The 16,171-nt window shown below is 43.3% G+C and carries 12 protein-coding genes and 1 tRNA gene; all 13 read left to right on the forward strand.

From position 1 onward, the window contains the following. Window positions 1-353 precede the first annotated feature (353 nt). Window positions 354-429: transfer RNA gene (locus ABD128_RS09005), tRNA-Trp, on the forward strand. 72 nt (window positions 430-501) lie between these two features. Next, on the forward strand, window positions 502-873 hold the full coding sequence (gene secE, locus ABD128_RS09010) for a preprotein translocase subunit SecE (protein WP_110201325.1): 372 nt from the start codon (window positions 502-504) through the stop codon (window positions 871-873). Between the two features lie 10 nt (window positions 874-883). Next, on the forward strand, window positions 884-1,417 hold the full coding sequence (gene nusG / locus ABD128_RS09015) for a transcription termination/antitermination protein NusG (RefSeq protein ID WP_343989410.1): 534 nt from the start codon (window positions 884-886) through the stop codon (window positions 1,415-1,417). Window positions 1,418-1,547: 130 nt separating this feature from the next. Further along, window positions 1,548-1,976 (forward strand): 50S ribosomal protein L11, encoded by a 429-nt coding sequence (gene rplK, locus ABD128_RS09020; RefSeq protein WP_110201323.1) that lies wholly within the window; start codon window positions 1,548-1,550, stop codon window positions 1,974-1,976. A 4-nt stretch (window positions 1,977-1,980) separates the two neighbouring features. Beyond that, on the forward strand, window positions 1,981-2,676 hold the full coding sequence (rplA, locus tag ABD128_RS09025; RefSeq protein WP_343989412.1) for a 50S ribosomal protein L1: 696 nt from the start codon (window positions 1,981-1,983) through the stop codon (window positions 2,674-2,676). A gap of 402 nt (window positions 2,677-3,078) precedes the next feature. Beyond that, window positions 3,079-3,609, forward strand: a complete 531-nt coding sequence (gene rplJ / locus ABD128_RS09030; protein WP_110201321.1) for a 50S ribosomal protein L10 — start codon at window positions 3,079-3,081, stop codon at window positions 3,607-3,609. 78 nt (window positions 3,610-3,687) lie between these two features. After that, window positions 3,688-4,062 carry a 50S ribosomal protein L7/L12 gene (rplL, locus tag ABD128_RS09035; RefSeq protein ID WP_343989414.1) on the forward strand — a complete coding sequence of 125 codons (375 nt, stop codon included), beginning with the start codon at window positions 3,688-3,690 and terminating at the stop codon, window positions 4,060-4,062. A gap of 179 nt (window positions 4,063-4,241) precedes the next feature. Then, window positions 4,242-8,309, forward strand: coding sequence for a DNA-directed RNA polymerase subunit beta (rpoB, locus tag ABD128_RS09040; protein ID WP_343989416.1), 4,068 nt, complete (start codon window positions 4,242-4,244; stop codon window positions 8,307-8,309). A 95-nt stretch (window positions 8,310-8,404) separates the two neighbouring features. Next, a complete protein-coding gene (rpoC, locus tag ABD128_RS09045) occupies window positions 8,405-12,631 on the forward strand; it encodes a DNA-directed RNA polymerase subunit beta' (RefSeq protein ID WP_343989418.1) in 4,227 nt (1,408 codons plus the stop codon). A 155-nt stretch (window positions 12,632-12,786) separates the two neighbouring features. Further along, window positions 12,787-13,161: a 30S ribosomal protein S12 gene (rpsL, locus tag ABD128_RS09050; protein ID WP_343989419.1), complete on the forward strand. Its 375-nt coding sequence runs from the start codon at window positions 12,787-12,789 to the stop codon at window positions 13,159-13,161. A gap of 238 nt (window positions 13,162-13,399) precedes the next feature. Next, window positions 13,400-13,873, forward strand: a complete 474-nt coding sequence (gene rpsG, locus ABD128_RS09055; protein WP_343989421.1) for a 30S ribosomal protein S7 — start codon at window positions 13,400-13,402, stop codon at window positions 13,871-13,873. A 15-nt stretch (window positions 13,874-13,888) separates the two neighbouring features. Continuing rightward, on the forward strand, window positions 13,889-15,988 hold the full coding sequence (fusA, locus tag ABD128_RS09060; protein ID WP_343989423.1) for an elongation factor G: 2,100 nt from the start codon (window positions 13,889-13,891) through the stop codon (window positions 15,986-15,988). 41 nt (window positions 15,989-16,029) lie between these two features. Further along, window positions 16,030-16,171: GTP-binding protein (locus ABD128_RS09065; protein WP_343986613.1), on the forward strand; the 142-nt coding region annotated here is incomplete at its 3' end.

The raw sequence follows: 16,171 nt of genomic DNA on the forward strand, positions 1-16,171 counted from the left end.
GCGGGTGTTGTATCTAAAATCCACGAGTAAGATTTTAGTTCGACATAAGCGACAAGCTTAGCAGAAGATTGCATCCGTGCATTTTCTGCATTCTCGCCATTCGTGGCGATCAAGGGCACTTCGGTGCCCTTTATTATGAAAGGGTCTGAAATTGACTAGTTTTGTTTTACCCTAAGTCAGGTAAATACAGCATTGAGATTTACTGACTTGTGATAAAGCGAAGTGATCGTAAAGTACCGTTTTTTATACGATTTCTTGAGATGGCACATTCTTTAGATAAATTAGTAATAAAGAATTGCAATTCAAGCGAGACATTGTATAATTCACGGCCTTATTTTAGACAATCAGTTTAAAGGCCAGTAGTTCAATTGGTAGAGCGTCGGTCTCCAAAACCGAAAGTTGGGGGTTCGAGTCCCTCCTGGCCTGCCACTTCTAATCGATAAGACTTCAACTGTTCGGAGTCGAAAATAAAGTAAGTGGCTGTTGATAAAGGTTTTATTCATGAGTGCACAAGCAAACACGGAACCATCAAAATTAGACTCTGTGAAGTGGATCGTAGCTTTTGCCATCTTATTTGGTGGTATTTATGCTTTTAACGTTCTAGTTGAACAATCGATCTTAATTCGTGCTGGTATCGTTATTGCGGCAGTTGTAATTGCCATCGCAGTTGCTATGCTGACTGCTAAAGGTAAAGCGCTTTGGCAGTTTGTTAAAGGCGCTCGTACTGAATTACGCAAAGTTATTTGGCCAAAAACCAATGAGACAACTCGAATGACAATTGTGGTTATCATCATGATTATCATCCTTGGTGCTTTCTTGTGGTTGTTAGATTGGTTAATCAATAGCTTTTTAATACAGCCAATCTTGGGTTAGGAGACGTCACATGGCATTACGCTGGTACGTAGTTCAAGCCTTTTCAGGCTATGAAAACAAAGTTAAAAACTTGCTTCAGGAGCGTATAGAGCTTGCTGGTTTGCAGGATAGCTTTGGTGAAGTGCTAGTCCCAACCGAGGAAGTGGTTGAGATGCGCGCAGGTCAGAAGCGTAAAAGTGAACGTAAATTCTTTCCAGGTTACGTCCTTGTAGAAATGGAAATGAGTGAAGAAGCTTGGCAAGTGGTGCGAAACACGCCGCGTGTAATGGGCTTTATCGGCGGTACATCAGACCGTCCAGCTCCAATTTCCAAAAAAGAGGCCGATGCTATTCTTAACCGTCTCGAAGATGGTACGGATAAGCCAAGACCGAAAGTATTGTTTGAAGCAGGCGAAATGGTTCGTGTTACAGATGGTCCATTTGCCGACTTTAACGGTGTAGTTGAATCAGTCAACTACGAAAAAAGCCGTTTACAGGTGTCAGTATCTATCTTTGGACGCTCAACTCCTGTAGAATTGGAATTTAGCCAAGTCGAAAAAGGCTAGGCAACAAATTTATACATAAAGCGATCTCTGTTTGGTTTATCAATTTGGTAAGCTTATTCTGGGGAGCGCTTTTTTGTCTTTGCAAAACGGGGAGCTAGCAATAGCGATTGTACCCATAAAGAGGTGAAACATGGCTAAGAAAGTCGAAGCTTATATTAAGCTGCAAGTTGGTGCCGGTATGGCAAACCCAAGTCCACCAGTTGGTCCTGCATTAGGTCAACACGGTGTTAACATCATGGAATTCTGTAAAGCGTTCAACGCGGAAACAGAAAAGCTAGAAAAAGGTCTTCCAACTCCTGTAGTAATCACAGTTTATAACGATCGTAGTTTTACGTTTGTTACTAAAACTCCTCCTGCGGCAGTACTAATCCTTAAAGCGATTGGTGTTAAGTCTGGTAGTGGTACGCCAAACACTAAGAAAGTGGGCAAGATCACTCGCGAGCAATTAGAAGAAATTGCAAAAATGAAAGAACCAGATCTAACAGCAGCTGATATGGACGCTGCAGTTCGCACTATTGCTGGTACAGCGCGCTCTATGGGCGTTGACGCGGAGGTATAAGACCATGGCTAAGCAAAGTAAACGTATTCGCGCAATCAATGAGAAAGTTGGTGAGCGCACAGTATTCCAAGCCGCTGAAGCTATTGCTTTATTAAAAGACGTTTCAAGCGTTAAATTTGATGAAAGCGTAGAAGTTGCGGTAAACCTTGGTATTGACCCGCGTAAATCAGACCAGGTTGTACGTGGTGCTACAGTTCTTCCTAACGGGACTGGTAAAGACGTCCGCGTTGCAGTATTCACAACTAACGCTGATGCTGCTAAAGAAGCCGGAGCTGACGTTGTTGGTATGGAAGACTTAGCTGAAGAAGTTAAAAAAGGCAACATGGACTTTGACGTAGTAATTGCTAGCCCAGACGCTATGCGTGTTGTTGGTCAGCTTGGTCAAATCTTAGGTCCTAAAGGCTTAATGCCTAACCCTAAAGTGGGTACGGTAACTCCAGACGTTGCTACTGCAGTGAAAAATGCTAAAGCAGGTCAGGTTCAATACCGTGCAGATAAGAACGGTATCGTTCACGCTGCAATCGGTAAAGTAAGCTTTGGCGCTGAGCAGTTAGAAGAAAACTTAACGTCACTTTTAATTGCGCTTAAGAAAGCAAAACCAGCGTCATCAAAAGGTACTTATTTAAAGAAGATTTCTTTATCTTCAACAATGGGTCCTGGCTTAACACTAGACAAGTCTTCTATTTCTTTAAAAGACTAATATTGTTAGCAATTTGGCTCAGATTGTTGAGCCAAGAAAGAATTCGGTTTAGGTAGTTTTAAAAATATTTGAACCAACTTTTAAGTTAATCAACATTTTATGATTAATTTAAATTAAAGGGCTTTGGGTTTCCTGGGTTTTAAAAGTAATTCAGGGAACCGTCAAAGACCGTAGGCACTGACGAGTCGATAGCTATGAAGCTTATTAATAGCTGTCTTAGTAACGATGAGTTGGTTTAATTCTATGAGGTATTTTATATCTTGAGCCTACGCAGACGGTGAAACCTTGATGAAACTTTTATAGTGGAATCGTTCACCGTGACTCAAAGGATAAGGCTCGCCTTATCAAAACTGTAACTCAGACCTAGCTTCGGCCTGGTTTGAAACAATCGGAGGTGAACTAGTGGCACTTGGACTAGAAGGCAAGAAGGCTATTGTTACTGAGGTAAACGAAGTAGCAAAGACAGCCCTTTCAGCCGTTATTGCTGAGTACCGCGGTTTAACAGTTGAGCAGATGACTGCGCTTCGCGTGAAAGCACGTGAAAGCAACGTATATGTACGTGTTGTTCGTAACACGTTAGCTCGTCGCGCTGTTGAAGATACAGAGTTCGCTTGTATGCAAGATGCACTAACTGGTCCTCTAGTTTATGCATTCTCGATTGACGCACCTGGTGCGGCTGCACGTCTTTTCAAAGACTTCGCAAAAGAGAATGATTTACTACAGGTAACTGGTTTGTCAATTGCTGGTGAAATGCATGGTCCTGAGCGTTTAGACGCGATTGCCGCATTGCCAACAAGAGACGAAGCGCTTGCGTCGCTAATGAGCGTAATGATTGCACCTATCACGAAACTTGCTCGTACTTTCAACGAAGTACCAAGCAAGGTTACTCGTGCTGTTGCAGCCGTTCGCGATCAGAAGCAAGAAGCAGCTTAATATTTTCACTACGAATACTGTTAGATCGTAGTTTAAATTTTTATTTATAATTGAAATTATTTACCCAGGAGACTGAAAATGGCTCTATCTAAAGATGATATCTTAAACGCTATTGCTGAAATGAGCGTAATGGACGTTGTTGAACTTGTTGAAGCAATGGAAGAAAAATTCGGCGTATCAGCGGCAGCAGCAGTTGCAGTAGCTGGTCCTGCAGCAGGCGGTGCGGAAGCAGCAGCTGAGCAGACTGAATTTGACGTAGTAATGAAAAGCTTCGGCGCAAACAAAGTAGCAGTAATTAAAGCTATCCGCGGCATCACTGGTCTTGGCTTAAAAGAAGCTAAAGACATGGTTGAAGGCGCTCCTGTTGCTGTTAAAGAAGGCGTTGAGAAAGACGAAGCTGAAGACGTTAAGAAGCAATTGGAAGAAGCTGGCGCGGAAGTTGAAGTTAAGTAATAATCAGTTATTACTTGATGTCAATTAACGACAGCGAATGATCCAAAATGGCTGGTGACAATGTCACCGGCCTTTTTGCCGTTAAAAAACGGTACGTGGTGTGAACCACTTTTGTCGCAAGAGATTCACTCTTAGCAGACAAACTAAACGAGTTAAAGTTAGCGAGCCGAGGAACCCAAATGGCATATTCTTACACTGAGAAAAAACGAATCCGCAAGGATTTTGGTCGACGTTCAAATATTCTCGATGTGCCTTATCTGTTGGCAATTCAATTGGATTCATACCGTGAATTCCTTGAGCCAAAAGGCGATAACGATTCAGGTTTGGACTCAGCGTTCAAATCAATCTTCCCTATTGAAAGCTATTCAGGTAATGCAGCTCTTGAGTACGTAAGCTACTCAATGGGTGAGCCAGTATTCAATGTTAAGGAATGTCAGATTCGTGGCATTACTTATTCTGCGCCGTTGCGCGTAAAAATCCGTTTAGTAATCTACGATAAAGATTCTAAAACGAAAAAAGTTAAAGACATCCGTGAGCAAGAAGTGTTCATGGGTGAGTTACCGTTAATGACAGGAAATGGTACTTTTGTTATCAACGGAACAGAACGTGTTATTGTTTCTCAGTTACACCGTAGTCCAGGTGTTTTCTTCGACTCAGATCGAGGCAAAACACACAGCTCAGGTAAACTACTTTACCAAGCTCGTGTAATTCCTTACCGTGGTTCTTGGTTGGACTTCGAGTTTGATCCAAAAGATATGCTATACGTGCGAATCGACCGTCGCCGTAAATTACCAGCGTCAATTATTTTGCGTGCCCTTGAGTATTCAACGCAAGATATGCTGGATATGTTCTTCGAGCGTAATAACTTCTACATCACTAAAGAGGGTGGCATTCAGTTAGAATTAGTGCCAACTCGTTTACGTGGTGAAACTGCTACTTTTGATATTAAAGCTAAAGGCAAGGTCATTGTTGAAGAAGGTCGTCGCATTACGCCACGTCATATTTCTCAACTTGAAAAAGCCGGCGTTAAAAAACTAGACGTACCAACAGAGTACATCTATGGCCGTGCCCTTGCTACTGATATCATCGATAAAGACTCTGGTGAAGTTATCGCAGAAGCTAACTCTGAGATCACAGAAGAGTTATTAGAAGCATTAATCGATGCAAACGTTACAGACGTGCCAACATTGTATACCAATGACTTAGATCATGGCCCGTACATGTCGGATACTTTACGCATCGACTCAACCAAATCAGCGCTAGAAGCGAAAGTAGAAATCTACCGCATGATGCGTCCTGGTGAACCACCAACGCAAGAAGCTGCAGAAGGTTTATTCGAAAACCTATTCTTCAATCAAGAGCGTTACGACCTATCTCGTGTAGGGCGCATGAAGTTCAACCGTCGTGTTGGACGTGATGAGATTGAAGGCGAAGGTACGCTATCTAACCAAGACATCATTGATGTGATGAAAACCTTGATCGATATCCGTAACGGTAACGGTACTGTTGATGATATCGACCATTTAGGTAACCGTCGTATTCGTTGTGTTGGTGAAATGGCTGAAAACCAATTCCGTGTTGGTTTAGTACGTGTAGAGCGCGCTGTAAAAGAGCGTTTATCACAAGCAGAAAGCGAAAACTTGATGCCACAAGATTTAATTAACGCTAAGCCTGTTTCGGCAGCCGTTAAAGAATTCTTCGGTTCGAGCCAGCTGTCGCAATTTATGGATCAAAATAACCCATTGTCAGAGATTACGCACAAGCGTCGTGTTTCTGCATTAGGTCCTGGTGGTTTAACGCGTGAGCGTGCGGGCTTCGAGGTTCGAGACGTACACCCAACTCACTATGGCCGTGTTTGTCCGATTGAAACTCCAGAGGGGCCAAACATTGGTTTGATCAACTCTCTAGCATGCTATGCACGAACCAACGATTATGGTTTCTTAGAAACACCATATCGTCGTGTTAAAGACGGCAAGCCAACGGATATCGTTGATTACTTATCGGCTATTGATGAAGGTAAATTCATCATTGCACAGGCAAACGCCAACTTGGATAAAGACGGTAAATTCAGCGATGAATTAGTACCATCTCGTAATCAAGGCGAGTTCATGTTAGCGACTCCTGATCAAGTTGAGTATATGGACGTTTCGCCTCAACAGATCGTGTCTGTTGCAGCAAGTATGATTCCATTCCTTGAGCACGATGATGCGAACCGTGCATTGATGGGTTCAAACATGCAACGTCAAGCTGTTCCAACTTTACGTGCTGAAAAGCCGTTAGTCGGTACTGGTATGGAACGTGCCGTAGCGGTTGACTCTGGTGTTGTTGTAGCAGCTAAGCGTGGTGGTATTGTTGATCAGGTTGACGCTAGCCGTGTGGTTATCCGTGCTCATGAAGATGAAGTAGGAGATAACGACTCTGGTGTTGATATCTACAACTTTACTAAGTACACGCGTTCTAACCAGAACACTTGTATTAACCAACGTCCAATCGTAAAGCAAGGTGATATTGTTGAGCGTGGTGACGTCTTGGCAGATGGCCCGTCTACTGACTTAGGTGAGTTAGCGCTAGGTCAAAACATGCGTGTGGCATTCATGCCTTGGAATGGTTACAACTTTGAGGATTCGATCCTAATTTCTGAGAACGTTGTTCAGGAAGACCGTTTCACCAGTATTCATATTCAAGAACTAACCTGTATTTCACGTGATACTAAGTTGGGCCCTGAAGAAATTACTTCAGACATTCCTAACGTAGGTGAGAGTGCTTTAAGCAAGCTTGACGAGTCAGGTATTGTTTATATTGGCGCAGAAGTTAAGCCTGGTGACATCTTAGTGGGTAAAGTAACTCCTAAAGGTGAAACTCAATTGACTCCAGAAGAAAAACTTCTGAGAGCAATTTTTGGTGAAAAAGCTTCAGACGTTAAAGATACTTCTTTGCGCGTAGGTACTTCAACACACGGTACAGTAATTGACGTTCAAGTCTTTACACGTGACGGTGTCGAGAAGGATGCTCGTGCGAAAGAAATTGAAAATAGCGAAGTAGCTGCGGCCAAGAAAGACATTAACGATGAGTTCCGTATTTTGGCGGAAAGCATCTATCAGCGTGCACGTAACCTGGTTATGGGTTGTGTTGCTGAAAAAGGTCCTAACCGTCTTAAGAAAGGTAGCAAAATTACTGCTGACTACTTGGACGAATTAGAGCCAAAACAGTACTTAGACATTCAGTTACGCGTTGAAGAAAAACAGCAAGCGCTTGAGAACCTTGCTAACTATCTTGCAGAGCAGCGTAAAGAATACGATAAACAGTTTGAGATCCAAAAAATCAAAATCACTCAAGGTGATGATTTACAGCCTGGCGTCCAAAAAATCGTTAAGGTATATCTTGCTGTTAAACGTCGCATTCAGCCTGGTGATAAGATGGCTGGTCGTCACGGTAACAAAGGTGTTATTTCTAACATCGTTCCGATTGAAGACATGCCATACGATGATAAGGGTGTGCCAGTTGATATCGTGTTGAACCCACTGGGTGTACCATCACGAATGAATATTGGTCAGGTCCTTGAGACTCACCTTGGTTGGGCGGCAAAAGGCGTTGGTGAAAAAATCGGTGAACTGTTAGATACCGGTAAAGCACCGAAAACGGTTAAGTCGTTCTTGAATAAAGTCTACAACCACCGTGACGATAAGAAAGTTGATCTGTCAGAGCTTACTGATGAAGAAGTGATGAACATGGCCAACAATCTACGTGCCGGTGTACCAATGGCGACACCAGTATTTGATGGGGCTGGCGAAAAAGACATTCATGCAATGTTCGAATTAGCTGAGCTACCAAAATCGGGTCAGACTTGGTTATACGATGGTCGTACTGGTGATAAGTTTGAGCGACCAGTGACTGTCGGTTACATGTACATGCTGAAACTAAACCACTTAGTTGATGACAAAATGCACGCTCGTTCTACCGGTTCGTACAGTCTTGTTACACAACAGCCATTGGGCGGTAAAGCTCAGTTCGGTGGTCAGCGTTTTGGTGAGATGGAAGTTTGGGCACTTGAAGCTTATGGCGCAGCTTACACACTTCAAGAAATGCTAACGGTTAAGTCTGATGACGTTAACGGTCGTACACGTATGTACAAAAATATCGTTGATGGTAATCATCATATGGAGCCAGGCATGCCAGAATCGTTCAACGTATTGACTAAAGAGATCAAGTCTCTAGCTATCAATATTGAACTCGAGCATGACGAGTAAGGCATAGGCCTAAAATATACTCCATCGCCTCGGAGTAACATCAGTAACTCCGAGGTATTTAGGACAAAGGTTTTAACTCCAGCAGGAGAACGATTGTGAAAGACTTATTAAATTTAGTTAAGCAGCAGAGTCAATCCGAAGAGTTTGATGCTATCCGTATTGGATTAGCGTCACCGGATCAAATCCGCTCTTGGTCTTACGGTGAAGTAAAAAAGCCTGAGACCATTAACTATCGTACCTTTAAACCGGAACGTGACGGTTTGTTCTGTGCCAAAATCTTTGGCCCAGTAAAAGACTACGAATGTTTATGTGGTAAATATAAGCGTCTAAAGCACCGCGGTATTATTTGTGAGAAATGTGGTGTTGAAGTCACGCTTACCAAAGTACGTCGTGAGCGTATGGGTCACATTGACCTAGCGTGTCCAGTGGCGCATATTTGGTTCTTGAAATCACTACCAAGCCGTATTGGTATGCTGATGGATATGACGCTACGTGATATCGAGCGCGTACTCTATTTCGAAGCGTTTGTTGTTACTGACCCAGGCATGACAACCCTTGAGACGGGCCAACTTCTAAGTGAAGAAGGCTATCTTGATGCGTTAGAAGAGTTTGGTGATGACTTCGAAGCTAAGATGGGTGCCGAAGCTGTAAGTGATCTTCTTGATCATATTGATTTAAAAGAAGAAGCACACCGCATTCGTGAAGAAGAAATTCCATCAACGAATTCTGAGACCAAGCTTAAGAAATTAAGTAAGCGTCTTAAATTATTAGAAGCATTCATTGAGTCGGGTAACGATCCACAATGGATGATCATGAAGGTATTACCTGTTCTTCCACCAGATTTGCGACCATTAGTACCGCTTGATGGTGGCCGTTTTGCAACATCTGATTTGAACGATTTATACCGTCGTGTTATCAACCGTAACAACCGATTGAAGCGACTATTAGACTTAAACGCTCCTGATATTATCGTACGTAACGAAAAGCGTATGTTACAGGAGTCGGTGGATGCGCTACTTGATAACGGTCGTCGCGGTCGTGCCATTACCGGTTCTAACAAACGTCCATTGAAATCTTTGGCAGACATGATCAAAGGTAAGCAAGGTCGTTTCCGTCAGAACCTTCTTGGTAAGCGTGTTGACTACTCTGGTCGTTCGGTGATCGTAGTAGGCCCAACATTGAAATTGCATCAGTGTGGTCTTCCTAAGAAGATGGCATTGGAATTATTTAAACCATTCATCTACAGCAAGCTTGAGCTTCGTGGTCTGGCGACTACTATCAAAGCTGCTAAGAAGATGGTTGAGCGTGAAGAGCCAATCGTTTGGGACATTCTAGAAGAAGTGATTCGTGAGCATCCAGTTCTTCTAAACCGTGCACCAACACTTCACCGTCTTGGTATTCAGGCATTCGAACCTGTATTGATTGAAGGTAAAGCGATTCAGCTTCACCCGTTAGTCTGTACAGCTTACAACGCCGACTTTGATGGTGACCAAATGGCGGTTCACGTTCCATTAACGCTTGAAGCTCAGTTAGAGTCACGCGCGTTGATGATGTCGACTAACAACATTCTTTCGCCAGCAAACGGTGAACCAATTATCGTTCCTACTCAGGACGTTGTACTTGGTTTGTACTACTTAACACGTGATCGTGTTAACGCTAAAGGTGAAGGTATGGTCTTCGTTGATGCTGACGAAGTCCAACGTGCTTATGCTAACGGTGCTGTAGATCTACACGCTAAAGTGAAAGTACGTCTACCTATGGTTGATTTCGACGAAAATGAAAACCGAACAGAATCACTAGAGCTTGTTGAAACAACCGTCGGTCGCTCTCTATTATGGGGAATTGTTCCAGAAGGCATTAGTTTCACATTAGTGAACCAACCAATGACCAAGAAAGCAATTTCTCGTTTGGTTAACACTTGTTATCGTGAGCGTGGATTGAAAGCGACAGTTATTTTCGCTGACCAATTGATGTACACAGGCTTCTCTTATGCGACTCGCTCAGGTACTTCGGTTGGTATCGAAGACATGGCGATTCCAGACGTTAAAGCCGGAATTATCGAAGCAGCAGAAGCTGAAGTTGCAGAGATTCAAGATCAGTTCAACTCGGGTCTCGTGACTCAAGGTGAGCGTTACAACAAAGTTGTTGATATTTGGTCTCACACCAACGAAAAAGTTGCGAAAGCGATGATGGACCACATCGGTAATGATGAGGTTGTAACAAAAGACGGCGAAACAGTTACACAGCCATCTTTCAACTCAATCTTTATGATGGCAGATTCAGGTGCTCGTGGTAGTGCCGCTCAGATTCGACAGCTAGCTGGTATGCGTGGTCTGATGGCTAAGCCGGATGGCTCGATTATTGAGATGCCAATTACCGCAAACTTCCGTGAAGGTCTGGACGTAACTCAGTACTTTATTTCGACGCACGGTGCTCGTAAAGGTTTGGCCGATACTGCACTGAAAACAGCAAACTCGGGTTACTTAACTCGTCGTTTAGTTGACGTTGCGCAAGATATGGTGATTACCACGGATGATTGTGGTACTGAAAATGGTCTATTCATGACGCCACTGATTGAAGGTGGGGACGTTGTTGAGCCATTACGTGAGCGTGTACTAGGTCGTGTAGTTGCTGATCATGTCTACGTACCAGGTTCAGACGAAGTATTAGCAGAAGCTGGCACTTTACTGGATGAGAAATGGGTAGAGATTCTTGAGCAGAACTCGGTCGACGAAGTTAAAGTTCGCTCTGTTATTACGTGTGAAACTCGTACCGGTGTTTGTGCTGCATGTTATGGTCGTGATTTGGCTCGTGGTCACATTATTAACCACGGTGAGTCGGTTGGTGTTATCGCAGCTCAATCTATTGGTGAGCCGGGTACACAGCTTACGATGCGTACGTTCCACATTGGTGGTGCGGCTTCAAGAGCATCTGCAGACAATAACGTTCAAATTAAAAATGACGGTACTTTACGTCTAAATAACGCTAAAACGGTTGAGCGTAAAGACGGTAAGCAAGTTATCGTTTCACGTTCATCTGAACTAAACGTTGTTGATGAGTTTGGCCGTGAGCGTGAGCGTTATAAACTTCCTTATGGTACTGTCCTAGCGAAGAAAGAAGGTGAAGTGGCAAAAGGTGGCGACATCGTTGCTAACTGGGATCCGCACACTCACCCAATTATAACTGAGCTAGATGGTAAGATTCAGTTCATTGACATGATTGAAGGTGTCAACATTGAGCGTCAGACGGATGAATTAACTGGCTTAAGTTCAATTGTTATAACTGAAAACAAGCAACGTACAGGTAGTAAGTCTACAGACGTTAAACCTGCAATTAAGTTATTGGATAAGAAAGGAAAAGAGTTGTGCATCCCAGGTACGGATATGCCAGCGGTTTACTTCTTACCAGCAAACGCAATTGTAAGCTTGGAAGATGGTGCTGAAGTAAGTATTGGTGATGCGATTGCTCGTATTCCTCAAGAAAGTTCAAAAACAAAAGATATTACGGGTGGTCTACCTCGAGTAGCCGACCTGTTTGAAGCTCGTAAACCTAAAGAGTCAGCAATTCTTGCTGAAATTTCAGGTACCGTGAGCTTTGGTAAAGAAACAAAAGGTAAGCGTCGTTTAGTGATTACTCCTCACGATAGCGATGAAACTTATGAAGAATTAATTCCTAAATGGCGTCAACTGAACATCTTTGAAGGTGAGAAGGTTGAAAAAGGTGAGGTTGTATCTGACGGTGCAGATAACCCTCATGATATTTTACGTCTTAAAGGAATTACAGAGCTTGCGCGTTACATCGTGAATGAAGTTCAAGAAGTTTATCGTCTACAAGGTGTAGGTATTAACGATAAGCACATTGAAGTTGTAATCCGTCAAATGTTACGCAAGTGTACTGTAACGGACCCAGGTGACTCTCGCTTCCTAAAAGGTGATCAAATGGAAGTCATAAGAGTGCTTGAAGCAAACGACAAATTGCGTGAAGAAGGCAAGGAAACTATCAAGTTCGAAAGAGTCTTGATGGGTATTACTAAGGCTTCTTTAGCAACTGAGTCGTTTATCTCGGCGGCATCATTCCAGGAAACGACTCGTGTTCTTACCGAAGCGGCTGTTAGCGGTAAGATGGATGACTTGAACGGATTGAAAGAAAACGTAATTGTGGGACGTCTAATTCCAGCTGGTACTGGTTTGACATACCATGAGAATCGTCGTCGCAAACGTGCTGCTGACCTACAAATTGAAGATGTTGTAGGTCCATCAGCAGATGACGTTGAGCAAGCTCTATCAGATGAACTTAGCTCAATGGAAGATAGCGAGGCTTAAGTGCTTGTGTCTGCTTGATGGTTAAACATTGAGCAGGCTTGACAACCCATTAGGACCTCTTTAGAATAGCGCGCCCATAGGTACTTCGTCCGTAATGGACGTCCGTATAAAGGCGCGCTGTATAAAGCGTGAACCAGATATAGAGAATTGAATTAATGGCTACTATTAATCAGCTTGTAAGAAAACCTCGCGTTAAGCAGGTTCAGAAGACAAACGTTCCAGCTTTGGAAGCTTGTCCTCAAAAACGTGGTGTATGTACTCGTGTATACACAACAACACCTAAAAAGCCGAACTCAGCACTTCGTAAAGTTGCGCGTGTTCGTTTAACCAACGGTTATGAAGTTTCTTCATACATCGGTGGTGAAGGTCACAACCTTCAAGAGCACAGTGTTGTATTGATACGTGGCGGTCGTGTAAAGGATTTGCCAGGTGTACGTTATCACTGTGTTCGCGGTAGCTTAGATTTAGCCGGCGTTAAAGACCGTAAGCAAGGTCGTTCTAAGTACGGTGCTAAGAAACCTAAAGGTTAATTTCTTTTGTTAGGCTAGTTAAATTATTGTTTAGCGGCTTGGCATTCGTAAATTAAAAGTCAGTTAACGCTGACTATAGGCTTTAACGTTAATGACATGTTAGAGCCATACAATTAGAGAGTAGTCTAGTAGCTGATCAGTCGATCAGCTATTTCACTATGTGAGTAAGGCCAGATAAGTTCCGTAACAGCTTATTCTGGATTGTCCTGAAGTTACACATGCATGAGGAAAATTTAACATGCCAAGAAGACGTGTTGTCGCAAAACGCGAAGTCCTTCCTGATCCTAAATTCGGTAGTGAATTGTTAACTAAGTTCATCAACGTTTTGATGCTTGACGGTAAAAAGTCTGTTGCAGAAAAAATCGTTTATGGTGCACTAGATATCATTTCAGAAAAGAAATCAGGTGAAGAACCGCTCGAAATGTTTGAAAAAGGCTTAGAAAACATCCGCCCTATGGTGGAGGTTAAGTCTCGCCGTGTTGGTGGTTCTACCTACCAAGTACCAGTTGAAGTTCGCCCTGCTCGTCAGACTGCGCTAGCTATGCGTTGGTTAACAGACGCTGCTCGTAACCGTAGTGAAAAATCTATGCGTGAGCGTTTAGCTGGTGAAGTTCTAGATGCAATTGAAAGCCGTGGTTCAGCAGTCAGAAAGCGTGAAGATGTTCACCGTATGGCTGAAGCTAACAAAGCTTTCTCGCATTTCCGTTGGTAATCCAAGGAGTTTATTGTGGCACGTAAAACCCCGATCAAAAGATACCGTAACATTGGTATCTGTGCGCACGTTGATGCCGGTAAAACGACAACAACTGAGCGTATCCTTTTTTACACTGGCCTTTCTCACAAGATTGGTGAAGTACACGATGGCGCCGCGACTATGGATTGGATGGAGCAGGAGCAGGAGCGTGGTATTACCATTACTTCGGCTGCTACTACTACTTTCTGGCGCGGCATGGATGCTCAGTTTGATGAGCACCGTATCAACATCATTGACACACCTGGACACGTTGACTTCACGATTGAAGTAGAACGTTCCTTACGTGTACTTGATGGTGCTGTAGTTGTACTTTGTGGTTCGTCAGGCGTTCAACCACAGACTGAAACGGTATGGCGTCAGGCGAATAAATACGAAGTTCCTCGTATGGTTTTCGTCAACAAAATGGACCGTACCGGTGCAGACTTTGAAATGGTTGTTTCACAACTTCGTGAACGTCTAGGCGCTACAGCTGTACCAATGCAAATGACGATTGGTTCAGAAGACGAGTTCAAAGGTGTTGTTGACTTAGTTAAGATGAAAGCAATCATCTGGAACGAAGAAGATAACGGCTTAACATTCAAGTACGAAGATATTCCTGCAGATCTTGTTGACAAGTGTGCAGAAATGCGTGAATACATGGTTGAGACCGCTGCTGAAGCTTCTGAAGAGATTATGGAAAAATATCTTGAAGGTGGCGAGCTTACTGAAGAAGAAATTAAGCAAGGTATTCGTACGCGAACATTAGCGAACGAAATCATCCCTGTCTTTGGCGGTTCTGCATTTAAGAACAAAGGTGTTCAAGCCCTTCTTGATGCAGCAATTGAATATATGCCTTCGCCAACTGAAGTAAAAGCAATTCAGGGTACTGTTGACCTTGATAGTGAAGAAATCGAAACTCGTGAAGCTGACGACAATGCTCCATTTGCTGCATTAGCGTTCAAAATTGCGACTGATCCATTCGTGGGTACTTTGACTTTCTTCCGTGTTTACTCAGGTGTTATTAACTCGGGTGACCACGTATATAACTCAGTTAAAGACAAGAAAGAGCGTATCGGTCGTATTGTACAGATGCACTCAAATAGCCGTGAAGAAATTAAAGAAGTTCGCGCAGGCGATATCGCTGCTGGTGTTGGTCTTAAGGACGTAACGACTGGTGATACTTTATGTGCTCTAGATAGCAAAATTATCCTTGAGCGTATGGAGTTCCCTGAGCCAGTAATCTCGGTTGCGGTTGAGCCAAAAACTAAAGCTGACCAAGAAAAGATGGGTATTGCTTTAGGTAAGTTGGCACAAGAAGATCCATCATTCCGTGTACAAACTGACGAAGAGTCGGGCCAAACCATTATTTCTGGTATGGGTGAGCTACACTTGGACATTCTTGTTGACCGTATGAAGCGTGAGTTCAAAGTTGAAGCAAACATTGGTGCGCCTCAGGTAGCTTATCGTGAGTCTATCCGTAACACTGTTGAAGTCGAAGGTAAATTCGTTCGTCAATCAGGTGGTCGCGGTCAGTATGGTCACGTTTGGGTGAAACTTGAGCCACAAGAGCCAGGCACTGGTTTTGTGTTCGTGAACGAGATCGTTGGTGGTGTGGTACCGAAAGAATACATCGGTGCTGTACAGAAAGGTATCGAAGAGCAGCTTGAAAACGGTATCATCGCTGGTTTCCCAGTGTTAGACGTTAAAGCAACGCTTTATGATGGTTCTTACCACGATGTTGACTCTAACGAGATGGCGTTTAAGATTGCTGGTAGTTTGGCGGTTAAAAATGCAGCATCAACAGCTAACCCTGCGTTACTTGAGCCAATGATGAAAGTAGAAGTTGTTACTCCTGAAGAGTACATGGGTGACGTTATGGGTGACCTTAACCGTCGTCGTGGACTAGTAAAAGGTATGGGTGAAAACTCTACTGGTAAGGTAATTGACGCAGAAGTACCGTTATCAGAAATGTTTGGTTATGCGACAGACGTACGTAGTTTGTCACAAGGCCGCGCAAGCTTTACGATGGAGTTCGCGCATTATGCTGAAGCTCCAATGAACATTGCTGAAGAAGTAATTAGCAAGAATTCTTAACTTTTAAATTTATAGTTCCAGAGAATTAGAGGAATTGAAAAATGGCTAAAGAGAAATTTGAACGTAATAAGCCACACGTTAACGTTGGTACGATTGGTCACGTAGACCATGGTAAAACGACGTTGACTGCGGCGATCTGTACAGTATTAGCAAAAGTATACGGCGGTTCAGCTCAGGCTTTCG

The organism is Kangiella japonica (assembly GCF_039523535.1).
Lineage (GTDB): Bacteria > Pseudomonadota > Gammaproteobacteria > Enterobacterales > Kangiellaceae > Kangiella > Kangiella japonica.